Origin of the sequence: Paraburkholderia bryophila (genome assembly GCF_013409255.1) — a bacterium.
GTDB lineage: Bacteria > Pseudomonadota > Gammaproteobacteria > Burkholderiales > Burkholderiaceae > Paraburkholderia.
Genome location: NZ_JACCAS010000001.1, coordinates 1,267,736 through 1,286,325 on the forward strand (window position 1 = coordinate 1,267,736; position 18,590 = coordinate 1,286,325).

The following is an 18,590-nucleotide window of genomic DNA, read 5'->3' on the forward strand; positions in this document are numbered from 1 at the left end:
GATCGATGACTTTGGCGCTGAATTTCGACTGGCTGACGAACCTGCTGGCGATACTTTTCGTGGTGGCGTGTCTTTACGATGCACGTTACGACGAATACGGTACGTTGACACTGGCGGCGGCCGCAATGGGCCTCGCCGTGATGGCAATGGAGCTGTTTCTCAAGCCCGCTTTCGACATGGCGCTTTGAGCATGACGCCGCGCGACGCGGCGTCATGCGCTTTTCTATTGGCTTTTCTATCGACTTGACGTCCCTATCCGGGTGGGCACGCCGCACGCGCGAGCACCCACCCTTGCATCACACCGCGACTTCCGGCGGCGCCTGACGAAACCAGCGCGTGATCCAGCCGAGATAGCACAAGCCCAGCAGGAACCACACCGCACCGAGCACCAGCGCGGTCTTCTCCAGACTCACCAGCAGCCACACGTCGGCGATCGCGCCGGCCAGCGGGAACAGCAGGCCGCCGATTATCCCCATCGCATTCGCCGTGCCCTTCGCGTTGAAGAACTGACGGATCACGCACAGGTTGACCGCGGTGAACGCGAGGAATGCGCCGAAGTTGATGAACGACGTCGAGGTCGCCACGTCGAGTTTCAACGCGACCAGACCGATCGCACCCGCGATCGCAATGTTCAGCGCCGGCGTCTTGAACTTCGGATGCACGAAACCGAAGATGCGCTTCGGCAGCACTTCGTCGCGCCCCATGGCATACAACAGACGCCCCACACTCGCCTGCGCCGAAATACCCGACGCGAACTGCGCGAGAATCAACCCAGCCAGAAACACCGTCACGAAGAGGTCGCCACCCACTTTGCGCGCCACTTCGAAGGCCGCCGAATCCGGGTCCTTGAAGACCGCGCCCGGATGCGCGAGCTGCACCGTGTAGGCCGCGATCACGAAGATCGCGCCGCCGATCAGCGCGATCAGCACGACGGCGCGCGGCATGGTCTTCTCAGGCGCGATGGTTTCTTCGGTGAGCGTCGATACCGCGTCGAAGCCGAGATACGAGTACGCGGCAATCGCGGCGCCGGCCATGGTCGCCGAAAACGGTACGTGCGGTTTAAAGAACGGTTCGGCCGACAACAGGCCGCCGGGACCCGCTGCCGCCGTCACGTAATGGCAGCACAGCACGACGAACAGCGCGACGATCGCCAGTTGCACGACCATCAGCACGATGTTGAAGCGGTTCGCCAGTTCGATGCCGAGAATGTTCAGCGCGCTGGTCAGCACGATGAATGCGACGATCCAGATCCAGCTCGGAATGTGCGGAAACGCGGCGCTCAGGTAGGCGGCGCCGATCAGCCAGATCACCATCGGCAGGAAGAAATAATCGAGCAGCGTCGCCCAGCCGATCATGAAACCAAGGTGCGGGTTGAAGCTCTTACGCGTGTACGTATAGGCCGAACCGGCCACCGGGAACAGCCGCGCGAGTTTGCCGTAGCTGAGCGCGGTGAACGCGATCGCGATCAGCGCGATCAGATAGGCGAGCGCCGCGGTGTCGTTGCTCGCGCTCGCCAGCACGCCGTAGGTGCCGTACACGATCAGCGGCGCCATGTAGGCGAGGCCGAACAGCAGGACCGACGGCAGGCCGAGCGTGCGTTTCAGATGCGTGCTGTGTGGGGCCGCGGGTTCGGCGGCGGATGATGAAGTCATGCGGTGTCTCCTCTTGCAAATGGGCGAGCGTCGCCAGGGCGCGATTTGCGGCGCACCCCGGTCGAGCCGGGTCGTTCAGACTTGCGGGATGCGCGGGGTTCGCGCCGGTGTTTTCTTGTTATCGATGCGCCGCGGTGTGCCGCGGTGTGCCTTAACGCGTGCGGATCACGCGCACACGTTGTCCGTTTTCGCCGTCTTCGGTGGCGAGATCGAGAGCGATACGCGCGTCGTGCAGATAGCGGTAATGTTCGCGCGCGCCTTCGAGGCGCGTGCGGTCGAGCGTGGCCCGCAGTACGGTTTCCTGCTGGCCCGCGTCGCACACCACGTCGCCGAACGGATCGATCAACGCCGATTCGCCGGGGAACGTCAGGTTGTCGTCGCCGGAACCGATACGATTGACGAGCGCCGCGAACATCTGGTTTTCCATGGCGCGCGCAACGATCGCGCGACGATGCACCGGCCCGAACGGGTCCATGTTGCCGTTGGTCACGATCAGCAGATCCGCGCCCAGCGACGCGACCGCGCGCGCCGTTTCGGGAAATTCGATGTCGTAGCAGATCAGCAGGCCGACGGTCAGGCCTTTGAAGCTGCACACTTCGTAGCGGTCGCCCGGTTCGAACACGCCGACGTCCGACGCCCACAGGTGCGTCTTGCGATAGCGCAGCGCGATCTCGCCGTGTTCGTCGACCAGTACCGTGGTGTTGAAGAAGCGATTACCGTCACGCTCGGCGAGACCCACGGCCACCGCCACGCGAGCTTCGCGCGCCGCCTGGCGTACCGCGGTGAGAGAGGGGCCGTCAATCGGTTCCGCTACTGTGCGGATGTTGTCGCGTGTCGGGAAGCCCGACAGCGTGGTTTCCGGGAACACGATGAGATCGGTGCCCGCGGCGCGCTGCCCGATGGTCTGCAGCACGCGTTGCACGTTCGCGCCGCTAACTCCGGCTGCACCGTCTACGATGGGGATTTGCGCGAGTTCGAGTTGAAGCATTGTGTCTCCTGTGTCGATCAGAGTTAGCGCTTTAGCGCTTACTCTGATCCCATGCAACTTGTTGTGTCGACCAGAGTTAGCGCTTTAGCGCTTACTCTGGTCCCATGCACTTGTTGCAAGCTATTGCGTCTTTGCGTTACACGGCGTCTCTTTCACGCCGCCCGCGATCAGGTTGGGCCTATTATTACCAGACATATTTTTGTTCGTAATTACCCTGCTGGGTTACCCTCATCGGAGCACGCATGGAACTCGAATGGCGCGATCTGGCCTTTCATCGCGAGATCGGCGCGGTTATCGAAGCACTCGATAGCGCGCAATTCTGGACGCGCCTCACACGCGCGCTCGAACGCTACGTCGCCTTCGACAACTGGGTAGCGTTGCGCTTCACGCCCGGCGAAGCGCCGCTCGTGTGCGCCGAATCGCCCACGCCGGACGGCGCCGTCGACGCGATGTTCCAGGACTATCTGGCCGCGCTGTATCAACTCGATCCGTTCTATATCGCCGCCACCGACAAACCCGCGTCGGGCTTCGTCACGCTCGCCGACGTCGCGCCCGACAACTTCTCGATGACCGAGTACTACCAGCGGTACTTCAGGAAGAACATCGTCGGCGATGAAGTGCATTTCAACTACATGATCGACGCCCGGCACACGCTCGCGTTTTCGCTGGGTGCGACGCAACGATATGGTGAGCGCGATCTTGCCGTGCTCGCGCTGTGCGCGCCATGGGTGATCGCGTTGTTGCGGCAACGTTTGCCTTATGAGACGTTCGACTCGGCGCTGTTGCCGCCGCAGTTCGGCGAGACCTTAACCGACAGCGCAACGCCAACCCAGTTGCCGACGGACACACCGGCGGACACCCCCGCGTACGCGGCGCGGTTTGCCCAGGTCGCGTCGGCGAGCGGCCGCGCCGCGCTCACCGCGCGCGAAGTCGAAGTGGCGATGCTGACCTTAAGCGGGTTTTCGACGCGCGCGATCGCGGAGAAACTCGCCATCTCGTTCGAGACAGTGCGCGCACACAAGAAGCACATCTATACGAAACTCAACGTCAACTCGCAGTCGGAGTTGTTCGCGTTGTTCTATGACGCGGGACGTCAGGGCGGCTGACGTCCGCTGTTGAAACGAAGCGCGCTGCGTCACGTACCGCACGCGACACAACCGCCGCTGGGCTTTTGATCCTCGTAGCGGTCGTGATGCCTGAGCCAGTCGGTCATGCCTCTCGTTTCTTCTCGGCCCTTCGGTGTGGCGTCGAGATGCGCGTAGGTGTTGATGAACCGCTCGCCGCCGCGTCCGTAGCAGGAATACGTGTGGTACACGTCGCCGCGTTCGTCCTTATAGAACACGCTGTGGCCATGCAGTTCGTCGATCCCCACATCGGTCTCGGTGAAGTTGTAGAACGCCTTCTTGCTGGCCACCTCTTCGGGGGTGAACGACACGTGATAGTCGAAATTGAAATCGCTGCCGTTCGACGACACCCAAGGAAACACCCACCCCATGCGTTTTCTGAACGCCTCGATTTTCGCGAGCGGCGCCAGCGAGACCGTCACGTACGACACATCGTGATGTTCGAGATGCGTGACGATGCCGGTCATGTGATCGGACACGAACGAGCAGCCCACGCAGCCCTCCTCCCAATCCGGACCCAGCATGAAGTGATAGACGATCAACTGGCTGCGTCCATCGAACAATTCGGCCAGCGTCTTGCGCCCTTGCAGCGTGTCGAAAACATAGGTCTTATCGACCTTGACCCAAGGCAACTCGCGGCGTTTGCGCGCGAGCTCGTCGCCGGCGCGCATATGCGCCTTCTCTTCGACCAGTAACGCGCGGCTCGCGGCCAGCCATTCCTCTCTCGATCCAATCCGGTGCTGCGGTTCCATTTGCGTCTCGTTTCCTGCAACGTGCAGGCTGAATCAGACACGTCCAACCCATTCAGGCGCACTCACGTGAAGTAGCGTTCCAGCGAATCGAGTCCACCCGACCAGCCACGGCGATGATCGTCGGCCTGCGCTTCGTCGATGAAGCGTTCGTGCGTAAGCGTCAACCACGTGGCGTCGCCGTCCGGCTCTAGCAGCACCGTGACCAGCGATTCATGTTCCGCGTTGTGGCGCCATCGCCAGGTGAACACGAGCTTGCGATCCGGGACCACCTCCAGATACTGCCCGTTCGCCTCGAGTTCGCGGCCGTCCGACTTGCGATACACGATCGAGTAGCGACCGTCGACCCGCGCATCCAGCTCGGCGCGCACCACCGGCGTATCGCCGGGGTTCATCCATCTGATCAGTTGCGCCGCTTCCGTCCAGGCGCGGAAGACTTTGGCGGGCGCGGCGTTGAGACGCCGCTGGAGGGTGAGGCTGGCTTGGGCGGACATGGGACTTCCTCCTGTTCGACGAAAGTGGCGAGACCATCGAGCGATGCCGACCAGAAACGCTGATAACGGCTGAGCCACGTCATGGCGTCCTCCATCGGTCCGGCCGACAGACGGCACGCCACCGTTCGCCCGGTCTTGCTGCGGGTGATCAGACCGGCCTCGGACAGCACGTCGAGGTGTTTCATCACGGCCGGCAAGGACATCGCGAACGGCTCGGCGAGTTCGCTGATCGACAGTTCACGCCCGGACAGACGCGTGAGCAACGCACGCCGCGTGGGGTCGGAGAGCGCCGCGAACGTGCGATCGAGTAGGGCTTCGTTATACTTAACCATGAGGTTAAGTATAGAAACGCAAGTCAGGAAGTCAAGAACAGGTCGGCGTTTTCTCAACGCAGCCGAGCAAAGCGGGAAGAAAAGCTGAAAAAAGCGGAGGGGCCGACAGCGACGCAGAAAAAAAGATACGCGGCACATCGCAGATAAAGCCGTGCGACGTACCGCGTCAAGGTGGAGAACAACCGACTACACGTTCGAGCCAGGCGGCCTGCAAAAAACCGCCCTGCTCTCGCGCTACTGCAAAATCATTTCAAACCGTGAGACTCGTTGAACGAGGCCCACGCGAACGATCAGATCGCCCAGCCGCCGAGATAGAACCCGACCAGCACGACAGCGATCACGACCGTGCCCACGTTCAGCTTGCGATATTCGCCGCTGACCACGCGGCCGATCACCAGCGTCGCGAAACCGAGCATGATGCCCGTCACGATGTTGGCGGTCAGCACGATGAACACCGCGCACATCAGGCCCGACATCGAGTCGACCATGTCGTCCATATGCAGCTTGCTGACGTTCGACAGCATCAGCAGACCCACGTACATCAGTGCCGGCGCCGTCGCATACGAAGGCACGAGACCAGCCAGCGGCGAGAAGAACATCACCACGAGGAACAGCAGGCCGACCACCGCTGCCGCCATACCGGTCTTCGCGCCGGCTGCCACGCCGACCGTCGATTCGATATATGCCGCGGCCGGTGCGCCGCCGAGCAAACCCGAGAAAATCGAGCTCAGCGAATCGGCGGTCAAGGCGCGGCCGCCGTTGATGATGCGGCCGTTTTCGTCGAGCTGACCAGCTTGCCCTGCGACGGCGCGAATCGTGCCGGTCGCGTCGAACACCGCGGTCATCACGAGAGCCAGCACGCTCGGCAGAACCGCCATCGACAACGCGCCCTTGATGTCCATCGCGCCGATCAGCGAAGCGTGGCCCGGCGCGCTCAGCGACGGCACCGCGAACACGCCGTGGAACGACATGGCCGGATCGATGAAGAAAGCGGCCGTCGAGATCACGACGATCACGATCAGGATCGAGCCCGGCACGCGACGGCGCACCAGACCGAAGATCGCGGCGAGACCCGCCACCGACATGATCGCCGGCAACGCCGTGATATTGCCCAGCGCGACCGGCAAACCGGCGCCCGGATTCTTCACGACGAGACCCACATCGTTCGCGGCGATCAGCAGCAGGAACAGGCCAATGCCGATCCCCGTGCCGTGCGCGATGCCGTTCGGCAAATTGCGCAGAATCCACGAGCGCACGCCGGTCACCGAGATCGCGGTGAACACGACACCCATCAGGAACACCGCGCCGAGCGCAACATTCGGATGCAGGCCTTTGCCGAGCACGAGGCCGAACGCGGTGAAGGCCGTCAGCGAAATCGCGCAGCCGATCGCGATCGGCAGGCGCGCCCAGATGCCCATCAGCAGCGAGCCGAACGCCGTGGTCAGACACGTGGCGACAAACACGGCGCTGGTATCGAAACCCGCTTTGCCGAGCATGCCCGGCACGACGAATACGGAGTAGACCATCGCGAGGAAGGTCGTAATGCCCGCGACGATTTCCTGACGCTGCGAACTGCCGCGCGCGGAGATTCCAAAATAGCGGTCGAGAAAGCCCTTTCCGTCGAATGATTCGACGGCGACTTCGGAAATCGGTTGGGCGTGGGGTTCCATCATGATGAGTGCCTCCTTTATCAGCGTACTGAAGCGGCCGTCACTGCGGGCGCCATCAGGGTCTCGTCTCGTTGAGTTGGTTTATTGGGGAATGTCGTCGTTTTTTGCTGTCTCGAAATGTAGGGCAACACAAATATGTCTCCCATCGCATGAATGGCATGCCGGACATGTCGAGACGCTTATATCTTTTACCCAGCGGCAAACTGGGCAGGCGAGCCGAGCGTTTACACCTACGCTTTGTCACGAAGATGTGAGCGGGTTTTACCGCGTTCGGCGCGCGAAAACGGCGCGCAATCCGCAGATGAAACTTCGCGCGCGGCATGAACCCTGCTAATGCCGTACCTGTCAGATGGCCTGCAAAAGCGGGGCCGCCCAACGTCGCGGGTTACACTCTGGCCCATTCCTGTCTTAACTGCGGCGGCCTTTTTCGACCTTTGGCCGCCCCATTCGCACTGGCCCATGGAGTCCTTCTTGATGAGTGGCGGTTTCTCGCGTTCTGCCTGGCGTTTGCCGGTTCTTGCTCTGTTCGCGCTGTTCGCGCTGTCCGGTTGCAGCCTGCTGTGGGGCCCGCAGCAGGCGCCGATTGTCGATGCCACGGTGATGCCTGTCGAGCCCGCCAGCGCGCCGGTGGCGGCCTCCGAACCCGAGCCGGTCGAAACCGAGGCAGCCCGACCCGAGCAGCCGAAAAAACCGCCGAAACCAATCGTCAAGCCGCACAAGGTCGAGCCGCCGCCGCCCGTCGTCGCACCCCCGCCGCCTCCGCCGACGCCCGCGCCGCTGATCGTGCTACGCACGATCGAGCGCAGCGAGGCGCGCACGCTGCTCGATAGCGAAGTGCAGAAGCCCGACGGCAAAGTAGTAGGCCGCGCGGTCGATCTGATCGCGGACGCGGGCGGCAAGCCGCGCGAGATGGTCGTGAATCTGCAGGGCTTCCTGGGGGTGGGCGACCGCAAGGTGAACTTCCCGTGGAGCGCGTTCCGCTTCACGCCGAGCGCGAAGACCGCGCCGATCATGCTCAACGCGGCCGCCGTACCGGCCAATGCCGCCGCCAAATCGGCCGGCGTGCAATTGCCGCTGATCGACGCCACGGTCGAACGCGCGAACGGCGCCAAGGTCGGCCGCGTGATCGATGTGCTGATCGACAGCAATGCGCAGCCGCAGGCGGTCGTGCTCGACGTCAACGGCATGGTTAGTACTGAACGCCGCACGATTGCCGCGAACTGGTCGGCGCTGCACTTCGTCACGAAAAACAAGGAACTGCATCCGCAGATCGATCTGAGCGACGCGCAGATCAACGCGACGCCGCCGTACGCCAGCGACAAACCGGTGCGTGCCGTGTCGCCCGCACCGCCGCCCGCCCCCGCTGCGGCTACCGCGCCGCCTGCGGCGACGGCCTCCGCCGCGGCAGGTTCCAACGCACGGGCGGCCCGATGAGCGGCCGTACTTTGGTGACCACGCGCAGTCTTCGCGCGCTCGACTGGATGAATTTTTTCGTCGCCAATGTGCAGACGGGGTTTGGGCCGTTCATCGCGTCGTATCTGGCGTCGCACAAGTGGACCCAGGGCGAGATCGGCATGGCGCTCTCGGTGGGCACGATCAGCGCGATGGTGAGCCAGGTGCCGGGCGGCGCTGCGGTCGATGCTTTGCGTAACAAGAAAGGCGCGGCCGCATGGGCGATTCTCGCGATCATTCTGAGCGCGGTACTGCTGGCCGTGAGCCCGACCGTGCTGCCGGTGATTGCCGCCGAAGTGTTCCATGGCTTTGCCAGTTGCATGCTGACGCCGGCGTTGGCGGCGATTTCGTTCGCGCTGGTCGGGCGGGCGAATCTCGGCGACCGGCTGGGGCGCAATGCGCGTTGGGCATCGATTGGCAGTGCGGTGGCCGCGGGGCTGATGGGTGTATTCGGCGAATACTATTCGCCGCGCGCGGTGTTCTGGTTGACGGCTGCCTTGGCCGTGCCCGCACTGTTCGCGCTGACGATGATCCAGCGCACCGACACGATCGAACTGCCGAAAGCCGGCCCAACGCCGAAGCAGATCGAGCGGCGCGAAAGTCTGCGCGAGTTGTTGCGCGACAAGCGGATGTTGTTGTTCGCGGCTTGCATCGTGCTGTTTCACTTGTCGAATGCGGCGATGTTGAATCTTGCCGCAGGCGAAGTGACGGCCGGCATGGGCGACAACGTGCAGCTCGTGATTGCCGCGTGCATTATCGTGCCGCAGGCGATTGTGGCGATGATGTCGCCGTGGGTGGGGCGCTCTGCCGAGCGGTGGGGGCGCAGGCCGATTCTGTTGTTGGGGTTTTCGGCGTTGCCGATTCGGGCGCTGCTGTTCGCTGGGATTAGCAGCCCGTATTTGCTGGTGCCGGTGCAGATGCTCGATGGGTTGAGTGCTGCTGTGTTTGGCGTGATGCTGCCGCTGATCGCGGCGGATGTCGCCGGCGATAAGGGGCGCTATAACCTTTGCATCGGGTTGTTTGGGTTGGCTGCAGGGATCGGGGCTACGTTGAGTACTACCGCTGCGGGGTTTGTGGCTGATCACTTTGGGAATGCGGTTAGCTTTTTTGGACTCGCTGCTGCAGGGGCTTTGGCGGTTTTGCTGGTTTGGGCGGCTATGCCGGAGACTCGGGATGCAGTTGGGGCCGAGGGCTCGGGTGGGGTGGCTGATGGGGAGGCTGCTCGGTGATTGGCGCTGGTAGCGGGCTTTGGGCTTTTGCGGCGCTTTTTTTGGTGCTCTGTGCGGTGTTGGCCTTTCCTTGATTTCACGGTGGTCTATTAGCGATCCCCCTGTGCGGGGGGGACCTGTCCGCATTTTTGTGTGCGAGGCGGGTTAAAGATTTCTAGCCACGTGCGAGCGTGAAGCGCTCGCCAAACAGAATAGCAAACTGGTTCATCGCCGCTTTCCAGTCGAATGCGGCGCGTACGGACTTTGCCAGCACGTTGCGCAGCGCCAGCCACAGCAGCTTGATGGCAGCTTCGTCGTTGGGGAAGTGTCCGCGGGTCTTGATGATCTTGCGCAGTTGCATGTTCAGACTCTCTATGGCGTTTGTTGTGTACACGACCCGGCGTATCTCCGGGGGAAACACGAAGAACGGTGTGACGTGTTCCCAGGCGCGCTGCCAGGATTGCACGATGGTCGGATACTTCGTTCCCCAGGGTCCTTCAGTGAAGTCCTGCAAGGCCTGCTGTGCAGCCTGTTCGCTCGCGGCTGCATAGATCGGACGCAGCGCCGTGGCGACGCTCTTGCGGTCCTTGTGGATGGCGTACTCCAGACTGTTTCGGATCAGATGCACGATGCAGGTCTGCACCGCCGTGCGGGGGTAGGCCGCGCCGATTGCCTCGGCCAGTCCTTTCAGACCGTCCACCACGGCGATCAGGATGTCCTGGCAACCGCGGGTCTTGAGGTCATTGAACACCTTGAGCCAGAACTTCGCGCCCTCGGTCTGTTCAATCCACAGGCCGAGTACGTCGCGCTGGCCGTCGGCCTGGATACCCAGCGCCAGATAGACGGCCTTGTTGCTCACCACACCGTCGCCACGGATCTTCACGCGTAGTGCGTCGAAGAACACCACCGGGTACATCGGCTCGAGCGGGCGGCTTTGCCAGGCCAGCGTTTCAGCCATCACTTCGTCAGTGACCGAACTGATGAAGTCGGGCGAGACCTCGGTGCCATAGCTTTCAGCCAGAAACGCCTGAATCTCGCGCACGCTCATGCCGCGGGCGTACATGGCGATGATGCGTTCATCGAAGCCCGTGAAACGGCGCTCGTGTTTGGGAATCAGGATCGGCGCGAAACTGCCCTCACGGTCCCGCGGCAGATCGAGCCGCACCGGGCCGCGCTCGGTGATGATCGTCTTGCCGCTCGCGCCGTTGCGTTCGTTGGCCTGGCCGTCGGGCTTGGGCTGGCCCGCCGGGTAGCCCAGATGCATGTTCATCTCGGCGCCCATTGCGCGCTCGATGATGGCCTTGTTGAACGCCAGCATCAGGTCCTGAACCTGGACAGGCGTCATCGGACCCTTCACCAGTTCATCAAGCAGACCTTCAGGCAGGGCAGGCAGCGGCCCTCGGGCCGCTGCCTGGGAGGCGACGGTACGTTTCTTTTTCATGATCGGCATATCCATGATTTTCATCCTTCATGATATGCCTCGCCCACGAAATCACGGATAGGTCCTGGTCTATCAGCGACCCTTACCCTATATCCCGCCCAGCAGTCTCCGCCATAAACGGCAACGCCAACAAAGACACGACCCCACACCCAATCAAATACCAGGCCGGCGCAAGATTACTCCCAGAAACCTGAATCAACCACGTAGCAAAAAACTGCGCAAACCCGCCAAAGATCGACACCCCGAGACAATAAACAATCGACATCCCGGTAGCCCGAATCTCGCGAGGAAACATCTCCGGCAGCATCACGATATTAGGCACAGCGGTAAACGCGACCAGCACAGCCAACCCCGCCACCACCGACAACAAAACCGCCACGTTAGGCGCAGCATTAATCACCATAAACGCCGGATACACGGCCAGAATCAGCAAGACCCGCGACACGCCCAACACCCACTTGCGCCCCACCCGATCCGACAACGCACCGGCAAGCGGCGAACAGATCACCGTCACCACGGCCGCAGTCCACGCAGCCCACAACGCCGACGACATCGGCAGATGCAAAATCCGAATCGCGTAAGTCGACAGATAAAACAGCACGATATAGTTCGCCGCCGTCCCGCCAATGGTTGTCACCACACCCGTCGTAATCACCCGCGAATGCTCGCGAAACAGCTTGCGCACCGGCTGCGAAGCCGGCATCGTCGAAGACGACCGAACACCCGCCTGCCCACCCGCACCATCCTCGACACCCGGCAGCGTCTCATCCAGATGGCGCCGGATATAAATCCCGATCGGCCCCATCGCCATGCCGATCACAAACGGCACACGCCAACCCCAGCTCTCCAGCGCGGCAGTCGACAGCGCCGCCGCCAACGCAACGCCAAGCAGCGACCCGCACACCGTATTCAACCCCTGGCTCACGAACTGCCAACTGCCATAAAACCCGCGCGTCTTATCGCTCCCATACTCCAGCAACAGCGACGTCGACGCGCCAATCTCACCGCCCAACGCAAACCCCTGCACCAGACGCGCAAGGATTACCAGCAACGGCGCGGCAATGCCGATCGCCGCATACGTCGGGGCGAACGCGATCATCGCCGAGCCCAGCGTCATCAGCCATAACGTCAGGCTCATCGCCGCCTTGCGGCCGGCACGATCCGCGTACCCACCAAGCACGATGCCGCCCACCGGACGCATGATGAACCCCACGCCGAACGTCCCGACCGCCAGCATCAATTGCGCAAGCTGACCCTCCACCGGGAAATACAGCTTGCCGATAATCGTCGCGAAGAAGCTGTAAATCGTGAAGTCGAAAAACTCGAGGCCGTTGCCCAGCGTGATCGCGGCAATCGCTTTCGCGTGGCTCTTGCGTGCGACAGGCTGCGCGGCCGTCATGCCCTGCACGGCGAGCGCATCAGTGCCGGCGGATTGCGGTGTGGCGGAATAGTCCATCTGTGTCTCCGTGATGTCCTTGCTGCTGAGTCAAAGCGCACGTCGATGCGCACGTCAAAGCGCACGCGCGGGCTCTAAGCGGCCCGTCACCTCCAGCCTCAGACCAGAAACGTCTGCGCGAGCTTCACCCAGTAAGCGGCGCCGGTCGCGAGGCAGTCGTCGTTGAAGTCGTAGCCGGGGTTGTGCACCATGCAGCCGCCCTCACCGTCGCCATTGCCGATGATCAGGTAGCTGCCGGGGCAACGCTCCAGCAGGAACGCGAAATCTTCGCTGCCGGTCAGCGGTTGCATGTCGGCGATCAGGCCGTCTTCGCCGAGCCAGTCGAGCGCCACCTGCCGCGCGAAGCCGGTCATCTCCGCATCGTTGACGAGCACCGGATAGCGGCGCTGGTAATCCACCTGCGCACTGGCGCCGAACACTGCGGCCGTTCCGCACGCCACAGCGGTGATCCGTTCCTGTAAGTAATCGCGCACCTCAGGTTTCAACGCGCGCACCGAGAGACGCATCTCGGCCGTCTCGGGAATCACGTTGGGCGCTTCGCCCGCGTGAATCGCGCCGACGGTGATGATCGCCATGTCGAGCGGCGCGACGTTGCGCGACACGATCGATTGCAACGCCAGCACCATTTGCGCGCACACCACGACCGGATCGACCGCTTTATGCGGCACCGCGCCATGACCACCACGCCCCGTCACGGTAATGATCACCGTGTCCGACGAGGCCATGAACGAGCCCGGCAGAAAACCGAATTTGCCCGTCGGAAAGCCCGGCATGTTGTGCATCGCGAACACGGCGTCGCACGGAAATTTGTCGAACAGGCCGTCTTCCAGCATCTTCTTCGCGCCAGCCTGACCCTCTTCGGCCGGCTGGAAAATCACATTCACCGTGCCGTCGAAATCCTTCTCCCGCGCCAGATGTTTGGCAGCGGCGAGCAGCATCGCCGTATGGCCGTCGTGACCACACGCGTGCATCTTGCCGGGCACCTTGCTCGCGTACGGCAAGCCGGTCGTTTCGTGAATCGGCAACGCATCCATGTCGGCGCGCAGGCCCAGCTTGCGCATGCCACTGCCTACTTTCAGTTGCCCTACAACGCCGGTTTGACCGAGCCCGCGATGCACCGTATAGCCCCATTCCTGCAAGCGTTCGGCGACCAGATCGCCGGTAGCGAACTCTTCATACGCCAGCTCCGGCTGCGCATGAATGCGGCGGCGCAGCGCGATCATTTCGTCTTCGAGTTCGGCGATGCCCGCCGGAATGGCCATGGTGTTCACGTGTCGTCTCCGTCAATGAAAAGCGTGACCCAGCATAGCGACGCCGATTTTCCAGCGGCAGGCGTAGAATCGTTGCGACAGCAACTTCTGGTTGCCACCCTTTTCCTGAATCGACAGATGAAACTGCATCAGCTCAGCACGTTAGCGGCGATTGCGGATACCGGCAGTATCCGGGCCGCGGCTCGTTCGTTAGGCCTTTCGCCCGCCGCGGTCACCAAGGCGGTGCGCGAACTGGAAGCCGATATGCAAGCGCCGCTGGTGATCCGCAGCGCGAGCGGTGTCACGTTTACCGAGTTTGGCCGCACGCTGGTCGTGCATGCACGAGTGGTGTTAGGGCAATTGCAACGCGCGCAAGCGGAGATCGACGCATTGCGCGGCGCGGCAGCCGGCAAACTGTCGATCGGCGTCACGCCGTGGGTCGCGCTGACGTTTCTGCCGCCCACGGTGCAGCGCTTCCGGCAACGCATGCCGGAAGTGCAACTGGAGTTTTTCGAGGGATTGCTCGCGGTCGTGCAACCGCGTCTGCGCGATGGCAGTCTGGATTTTTCGATCGGCCGGCCGCCACCGGCGTCGCCGCAATCGGAGTTTCACAACGTGCCGCTGTTTTCGACGCATTCGGCCGTGGTGGCGCGGCGCGATCATCCGAAAGCCGGCTGCCGCACGCTGCTCGAACTGGAAGACGCGGAGTGGGTGCTGAACTGGGACCCGGCCAGCCGCGAGTCGATCTCGGACAACCTGTTCCGCAAGCGCGGCATGCGGGTGCCGCACACCATTCATCTGGCGCACTCGCTGGCCGTGGTATTGGGGTTGCTCGCGCACACGGACATGCTCAGCATTTTTCCGTGGCCGCTCGTGGAAGTGACGCTCGCGAAAGAAAATCTGTGGGCACTGCCGCTGCGCGAAACCGTGGATGAAACCATCGTCAGCATCACGTCACGCCGTGGCGCGCCGACGAGTCCGGCGGCCGCGTGTTTTCTCGACTGTCTGCGTGAAGTGATCGACGAAGCGGCGCGCTCGCAGGAACCCGAGCAACGCCGCCTGTTTCACTCGATCGAATTACTGCTTTAGCGATTCCTGAGTCGCTAAAGCATGAACGTGAGTGTCAGCGTCAGCGCAGGCTGGGCTCAACCCTCGTAGCCCACCACGCCCTTGATCTCCAGAAAGTCTTCCAGCCCGAACTCGCCGTACTCGCGGCCGTTGCCCGATTGCTTGAAGCCGCCGAACGGCGCGTCGGGATTGTAGTCCGCGTAGTTCAGATAGATCGTGCCGGTGCGCAGGCGCCGGGCCACCGCGCGCGCATGCTCGATGGAACCGGACTGGATATAGCCGGCGAGACCGTAGAGGCTGTCGTTGGCCATCGCGATCGCTTCGTCTTCGGAGTCGTAGGCGAGGATCGACAGCACCGGTCCGAAGATTTCTTCACGCGCGATCGTCATGTCCGGCGTGACCTTGCCGAATACCGTCGGGCGCACGAAATAGCCGTCTTTCAGGCCATCGGGACGCCCCACGCCGCCCGCCACCAGCGTGGCGCCCTCTTCCATGCCGACGCCGATCAAACGCTGGATCTTGTCGAACTGCACTTCGCTGATCACCGGACCGAGATCGGTGCCTGCCGCACTTGCTGGGCCGACCTTTAGAGCTTCTGCCGCTTCCTTCGCGTACGCTAAAGCTTCGGCCTCACGCGCACGCGGCACGAACATGCGCGTGGGCGCATCGCACGACTGACCGCTGTTGTCGAAACAGGCCCGCGCGCCGCGCATCACCGCCTGCTTCAAGTCGGCGTCTTCGAGAATCAGGTTGGCCGATTTGCCGCCCAGTTCCTGATGCACGCGCTTGACCGTATCCGCCGCCGCCTTCGCAACCTGCACGCCCGCGCGCGTCGAACCGGTGAACGACATCATGTCGATGTCCGGATGACGCGACATCGCCTCGCCCACCGTGCGGCCCTCGCCGTTCACGAGGTTGAACACGCCGGCCGGCACGCCGGCCTCGTCGAGAATCTCCGCGAAGATCAGGCCCGACAGCGGCGCCAACTCCGAAGGCTTGAGCACCATCGTGCAGCCGGCCGCGAGCGCCGGTGCAACCTTGGTGGTGATCTGCAAGGCCGGCCAGTTCCACGGCGTGATCAGCCCGCACACGCCGACCGCTTCCTTGCGAATCAGAATGCCGTTCTTCATCGACTCGAAGTCGAAGGTATCGAGCGTGCGGATCATCGTTTCCAGATGCGCGACGCCGGTCCATGCCTGCGCGTCGTTCGCGTATTGCAGCGGCGCGCCCATCTCGCGGCTGATCGCGTGCACCATGTCGTCGTAACGCTTGCGGTAGACGTCGAGAATCGCCTGCAGCAGATCGATCCGCTGCGCGATCGTGGTCTCGCTGTACGCGGGGAACGCGCGCTTCGCGGCGGCAACCGCGCGATCGACGTCTGCCGCGCTGCCGAGCGCAATCTGCTCGAACGCGGTGGCGGTGGAAGGATCGATCACGTCGAGCGTGTTCGCCTCGCCCTGATCGAGCGGATCGACCCATTGACCGTCGATGTAAAACTGTCTGGTGTGTTGCATGGGCTTGTCCTCTACATGAAATGTGGTGGGTCAGATCCCGGGCGCGCGAATCGCACCCGTGGCGGCGTCACCCGCGTTACATCGACGCCGCTCAATCTGAATGTCTTCAAATCGAAATTCACCGCTACGCCGCTTTGGCTCAGACTCCTGTTCAGCTTCGATCCGTGCATCGAATCGTCGAATTCAAGAACTTCGAAACCCGATCTTCAAGTCTATTAACCAGGAGAGCCTCATGAGCAACATCACCTTCACCCGCATCGACGCTAAAGGCCCCGGCGCTACCGGCCTGAACCCGGCCCTGCACGATCCGGCCGATGTCATTCTCGACGGCGCCAAAGCCCCGCACGCTCTCAATGCCTACTCCGACGCGACCAACATGCTGTCCGCAGGCGTCTGGCAATGCGACGCGGGCACGCTGAAACTGGCCGACCTGCCGATTCACGAAGTGTGCGTGCTGATCGAAGGCGAAGTCGTGATCACCAGCGACGACGGCCGCAGCGAACACTATGCCGCCGGCGACGCCTTCATCCTGCACAAGGGCTTCTCGGGCACGTGGCATATGCCGGTCGCGACCAAGAAATACAGCATCGTGTACTGCGGCTGATTCACCCGCTGCGCCGCGTCATTGCTTCACTGAAACGCTTCCCTGAAAACCGCACCCGCTAAGGTGCGGCTTTTTTTATTCCGGCGGCAAGCACAAAACGACAAAACGCCGCCGGCACTCAACCGTTACATCGGAAAACCCAGCGCCTTGATCGAATTGATCCACAGACGCCGCCAGCCGCCGCGATCGTCGGCGCCGTCGAAGGCGTTGAAGGTGATCTTCGCGGCGATCCAGCGCAGCGGCTCCGGCGGAATATACGAGGGCCCCTTGCGCGAAATATCGAGCGACGTGATCAACGTGTCGCGATTCCACAGCATGTCGAGGCCCATCTTCGCACCGAAGCGGCTGCCCGCCACGCCAAAGCCCGTATAACCGGCAACGAACACACTCTTGCCGCCGTGATAGCGCCGCGCGAACACTGCGCCACGCGAGCAGTAGTCGATCGGACCGCCCCACGCATGCGTGAAACGCACGTCGTCGAGTTGCGGGAAGGTCCGATAAAACGCCTCGGCAAGCTTGTAATAGGTGCTCTCGTCACGATCCGCGGCGGGATTCGGATCGCCGCCGAAGTGATAGCTCACCCGGCCGCCAAAGATGATGCGATTGTCTTTCGTGAGCCGGAAATAATTGAGCTGCGTGCGCGTGTCGTAAATGCCCTGGCGATTTTTCCAGCCGATGCGCGCCATCTGTTCATCGCTCAACGGCGCGGTCGCGATAATGTGATCGCGCACCTGCATCACGCGGCGCTTGATGTCGGTCACGCCGACATCCGCGGTGCCTGTGCCGAGCAGCACGCGCGGCGTGACGATGCTGCCCGCCTGCGTGTGCACGACCATCGTCGCGCCGCGATCTTCGAGGCGCGTGATCGGCGAGTGTTCATGCAGCCGCACACCGAGCTTCAGCGCGGCGGCCTTCAGCCCCCATGCGAGCTTCGCCGGGTGAATCGTGCCGCTGCGATTGCGCGACCACATCGCGCCGGCGAACAGCGGCGAATCGAGTTGCTCGCGGGCGCGTTCGCTGTCGAGCAGCACCACGTCGTGACCATGCGCCACATGCAGCTCGTAGTCGCCCTTCAGATGATCGAGGTGGCCCGGATCGACCGCCACCGTCATCTCGCCGTTCCATTCGACGTCGGCTTCAATGCCGTAACGCGTCAACGACGCCTTGAAGCCGTCGAGATTCTCCTGACCCAGTTTTTCGAGTACATCGAGGTCTTGCGGAAAGACGCGCGTCGCGTTCGGCAAGCCGTGCATCACAGACGTCGAAATGATCCCGCCCGGTCGGCCCGATGCGCCGTACGCGACCTTGCCCGCTTCAACCAGCACGACATCCAGCGACGGATCGGCCTCTTTTGCCTGAATCGCGGCCCACAGACCGGTGAAGCCGCCGCCCACCACGACCAGATCCGCCGAAGTCGGACCGATCAATTCCCGTTCGACAGCCGGCGCGCGCGGATTGTCCAGCCAGAACGGAAACAGTTTTACTCCATCAAACGCGCGCTTTACTGACTCGCTCATCTTGTTTGCCTGCTCTACTTGAATGCTTGTTGCCGGGCGCGTCATCGATCCGGTTGCGCGGAAAATGCGCG

General features: G+C 62.6%; 17 protein-coding genes. 6 read left to right on the forward strand and 11 right to left on the reverse strand.

The genetic code is table 11. The features are described from left to right. The first annotated feature begins 5 nt into the window (after positions 1-5). Positions 6-188 carry a hypothetical protein gene (locus GGD40_RS05645; protein ID WP_035551199.1) on the forward strand — a complete coding sequence of 61 codons (183 nt, stop codon included), beginning with the start codon at positions 6-8 and terminating at the stop codon, positions 186-188. Positions 189-296: 108 nt separating this feature from the next. Here GGD40_RS05645 and GGD40_RS05650 read toward each other — a convergent pair whose 3' ends face one another. After that, the gene (locus tag GGD40_RS05650; RefSeq protein ID WP_179743051.1) at positions 297-1,652 is read right to left on the reverse strand and encodes an APC family permease; all 1,356 of its coding nucleotides are present in this window, start codon (positions 1,650-1,652) and stop codon (positions 297-299) included. A 151-nt stretch (positions 1,653-1,803) separates the two neighbouring features. Beyond that, positions 1,804-2,640 (reverse strand): carbon-nitrogen hydrolase family protein, encoded by an 837-nt coding sequence (locus GGD40_RS05655; RefSeq protein WP_179743052.1) that lies wholly within the window; start codon positions 2,638-2,640, stop codon positions 1,804-1,806. 242 nt (positions 2,641-2,882) lie between these two features. Here GGD40_RS05655 and GGD40_RS05660 point away from each other — a divergent pair, with 242 nt between their 5' ends. Continuing rightward, entirely contained in the window at positions 2,883-3,746 is an 864-nt protein-coding gene (locus GGD40_RS05660) for a response regulator transcription factor (protein ID WP_179705503.1), read from the forward strand. A gap of 29 nt (positions 3,747-3,775) precedes the next feature. Here GGD40_RS05660 and GGD40_RS05665 read toward each other — a convergent pair whose 3' ends face one another. The 4 genes from GGD40_RS05665 to GGD40_RS05680 all read right to left on the reverse strand — a co-directional run bounded on the left by GGD40_RS05665 (position 3,776) and on the right by GGD40_RS05680 (position 7,012). Then, positions 3,776-4,516: a DUF899 domain-containing protein gene (locus tag GGD40_RS05665; RefSeq protein ID WP_179743053.1), complete on the reverse strand. Its 741-nt coding sequence runs from the start codon at positions 4,514-4,516 to the stop codon at positions 3,776-3,778. Between the two features lie 62 nt (positions 4,517-4,578). Next, positions 4,579-5,007: an SRPBCC family protein gene (locus GGD40_RS05670; RefSeq protein ID WP_179743054.1), complete on the reverse strand. Its 429-nt coding sequence runs from the start codon at positions 5,005-5,007 to the stop codon at positions 4,579-4,581. Then, the gene (locus tag GGD40_RS05675) at positions 4,917-5,339 is read right to left on the reverse strand and encodes an ArsR/SmtB family transcription factor (protein WP_179743055.1); all 423 of its coding nucleotides are present in this window, start codon (positions 5,337-5,339) and stop codon (positions 4,917-4,919) included. Before GGD40_RS05675 ends, GGD40_RS05670 begins: the two co-directional genes overlap by 91 nt. A 290-nt stretch (positions 5,340-5,629) precedes the next feature. Then, a complete protein-coding gene (locus tag GGD40_RS05680) occupies positions 5,630-7,012 on the reverse strand; it encodes an NCS2 family permease (protein WP_179743056.1) in 1,383 nt (460 codons plus the stop codon). 471 nt (positions 7,013-7,483) lie between these two features. On the opposite strand from GGD40_RS05680, the gene GGD40_RS05685 reads away from it, so the two are divergent. After that, positions 7,484-8,443 (forward strand): PRC-barrel domain-containing protein, encoded by a 960-nt coding sequence (locus GGD40_RS05685; RefSeq protein WP_179743057.1) that lies wholly within the window; start codon positions 7,484-7,486, stop codon positions 8,441-8,443. Then, positions 8,440-9,690, forward strand: a complete 1,251-nt coding sequence (locus GGD40_RS05690; protein ID WP_179705515.1) for an MFS transporter — start codon at positions 8,440-8,442, stop codon at positions 9,688-9,690. The genes GGD40_RS05685 and GGD40_RS05690 overlap by 4 nt, the downstream gene beginning before the upstream one ends. Before the next feature lie 154 nt (positions 9,691-9,844). On the opposite strand, the gene GGD40_RS05695 is transcribed toward GGD40_RS05690, so the two are convergent. The 3 genes from GGD40_RS05695 to GGD40_RS05705 all read right to left on the reverse strand — a co-directional run bounded on the left by GGD40_RS05695 (position 9,845) and on the right by GGD40_RS05705 (position 13,828). Further along, positions 9,845-11,119, reverse strand: a complete 1,275-nt coding sequence (locus GGD40_RS05695) for an IS256 family transposase (protein ID WP_373565318.1) — start codon at positions 11,117-11,119, stop codon at positions 9,845-9,847. 73 nt (positions 11,120-11,192) lie between these two features. After that, positions 11,193-12,566: an MFS transporter gene (locus GGD40_RS05700; protein ID WP_179743059.1), complete on the reverse strand. Its 1,374-nt coding sequence runs from the start codon at positions 12,564-12,566 to the stop codon at positions 11,193-11,195. 98 nt (positions 12,567-12,664) lie between these two features. Further along, positions 12,665-13,828 carry a M20 aminoacylase family protein gene (locus tag GGD40_RS05705; protein WP_218901030.1) on the reverse strand — a complete coding sequence of 388 codons (1,164 nt, stop codon included), beginning with the start codon at positions 13,826-13,828 and terminating at the stop codon, positions 12,665-12,667. A gap of 126 nt (positions 13,829-13,954) precedes the next feature. Here GGD40_RS05705 and GGD40_RS05710 point away from each other — a divergent pair, with 126 nt between their 5' ends. Next, positions 13,955-14,905: a LysR family transcriptional regulator gene (locus tag GGD40_RS05710; protein WP_179705521.1), complete on the forward strand. Its 951-nt coding sequence runs from the start codon at positions 13,955-13,957 to the stop codon at positions 14,903-14,905. Positions 14,906-14,961: 56 nt separating this feature from the next. On the opposite strand, the gene GGD40_RS05715 is transcribed toward GGD40_RS05710, so the two are convergent. Further along, on the reverse strand, positions 14,962-16,398 hold the full coding sequence (locus GGD40_RS05715; protein WP_179705523.1) for an aldehyde dehydrogenase family protein: 1,437 nt from the start codon (positions 16,396-16,398) through the stop codon (positions 14,962-14,964). A 232-nt stretch (positions 16,399-16,630) separates the two neighbouring features. Between GGD40_RS05715 and GGD40_RS05720 the strand changes: the two genes are divergently transcribed. Next, on the forward strand, positions 16,631-17,002 hold the full coding sequence (locus tag GGD40_RS05720) for a cupin domain-containing protein (RefSeq protein WP_035551235.1): 372 nt from the start codon (positions 16,631-16,633) through the stop codon (positions 17,000-17,002). 125 nt (positions 17,003-17,127) lie between these two features. Here the strand turns inward: GGD40_RS05720 and GGD40_RS05725 are convergent, their stop codons facing one another. Next, positions 17,128-18,519: an NAD(P)/FAD-dependent oxidoreductase gene (locus GGD40_RS05725; RefSeq protein WP_035551237.1), complete on the reverse strand. Its 1,392-nt coding sequence runs from the start codon at positions 18,517-18,519 to the stop codon at positions 17,128-17,130. Positions 18,520-18,590: the final 71 nt, after the last annotated feature.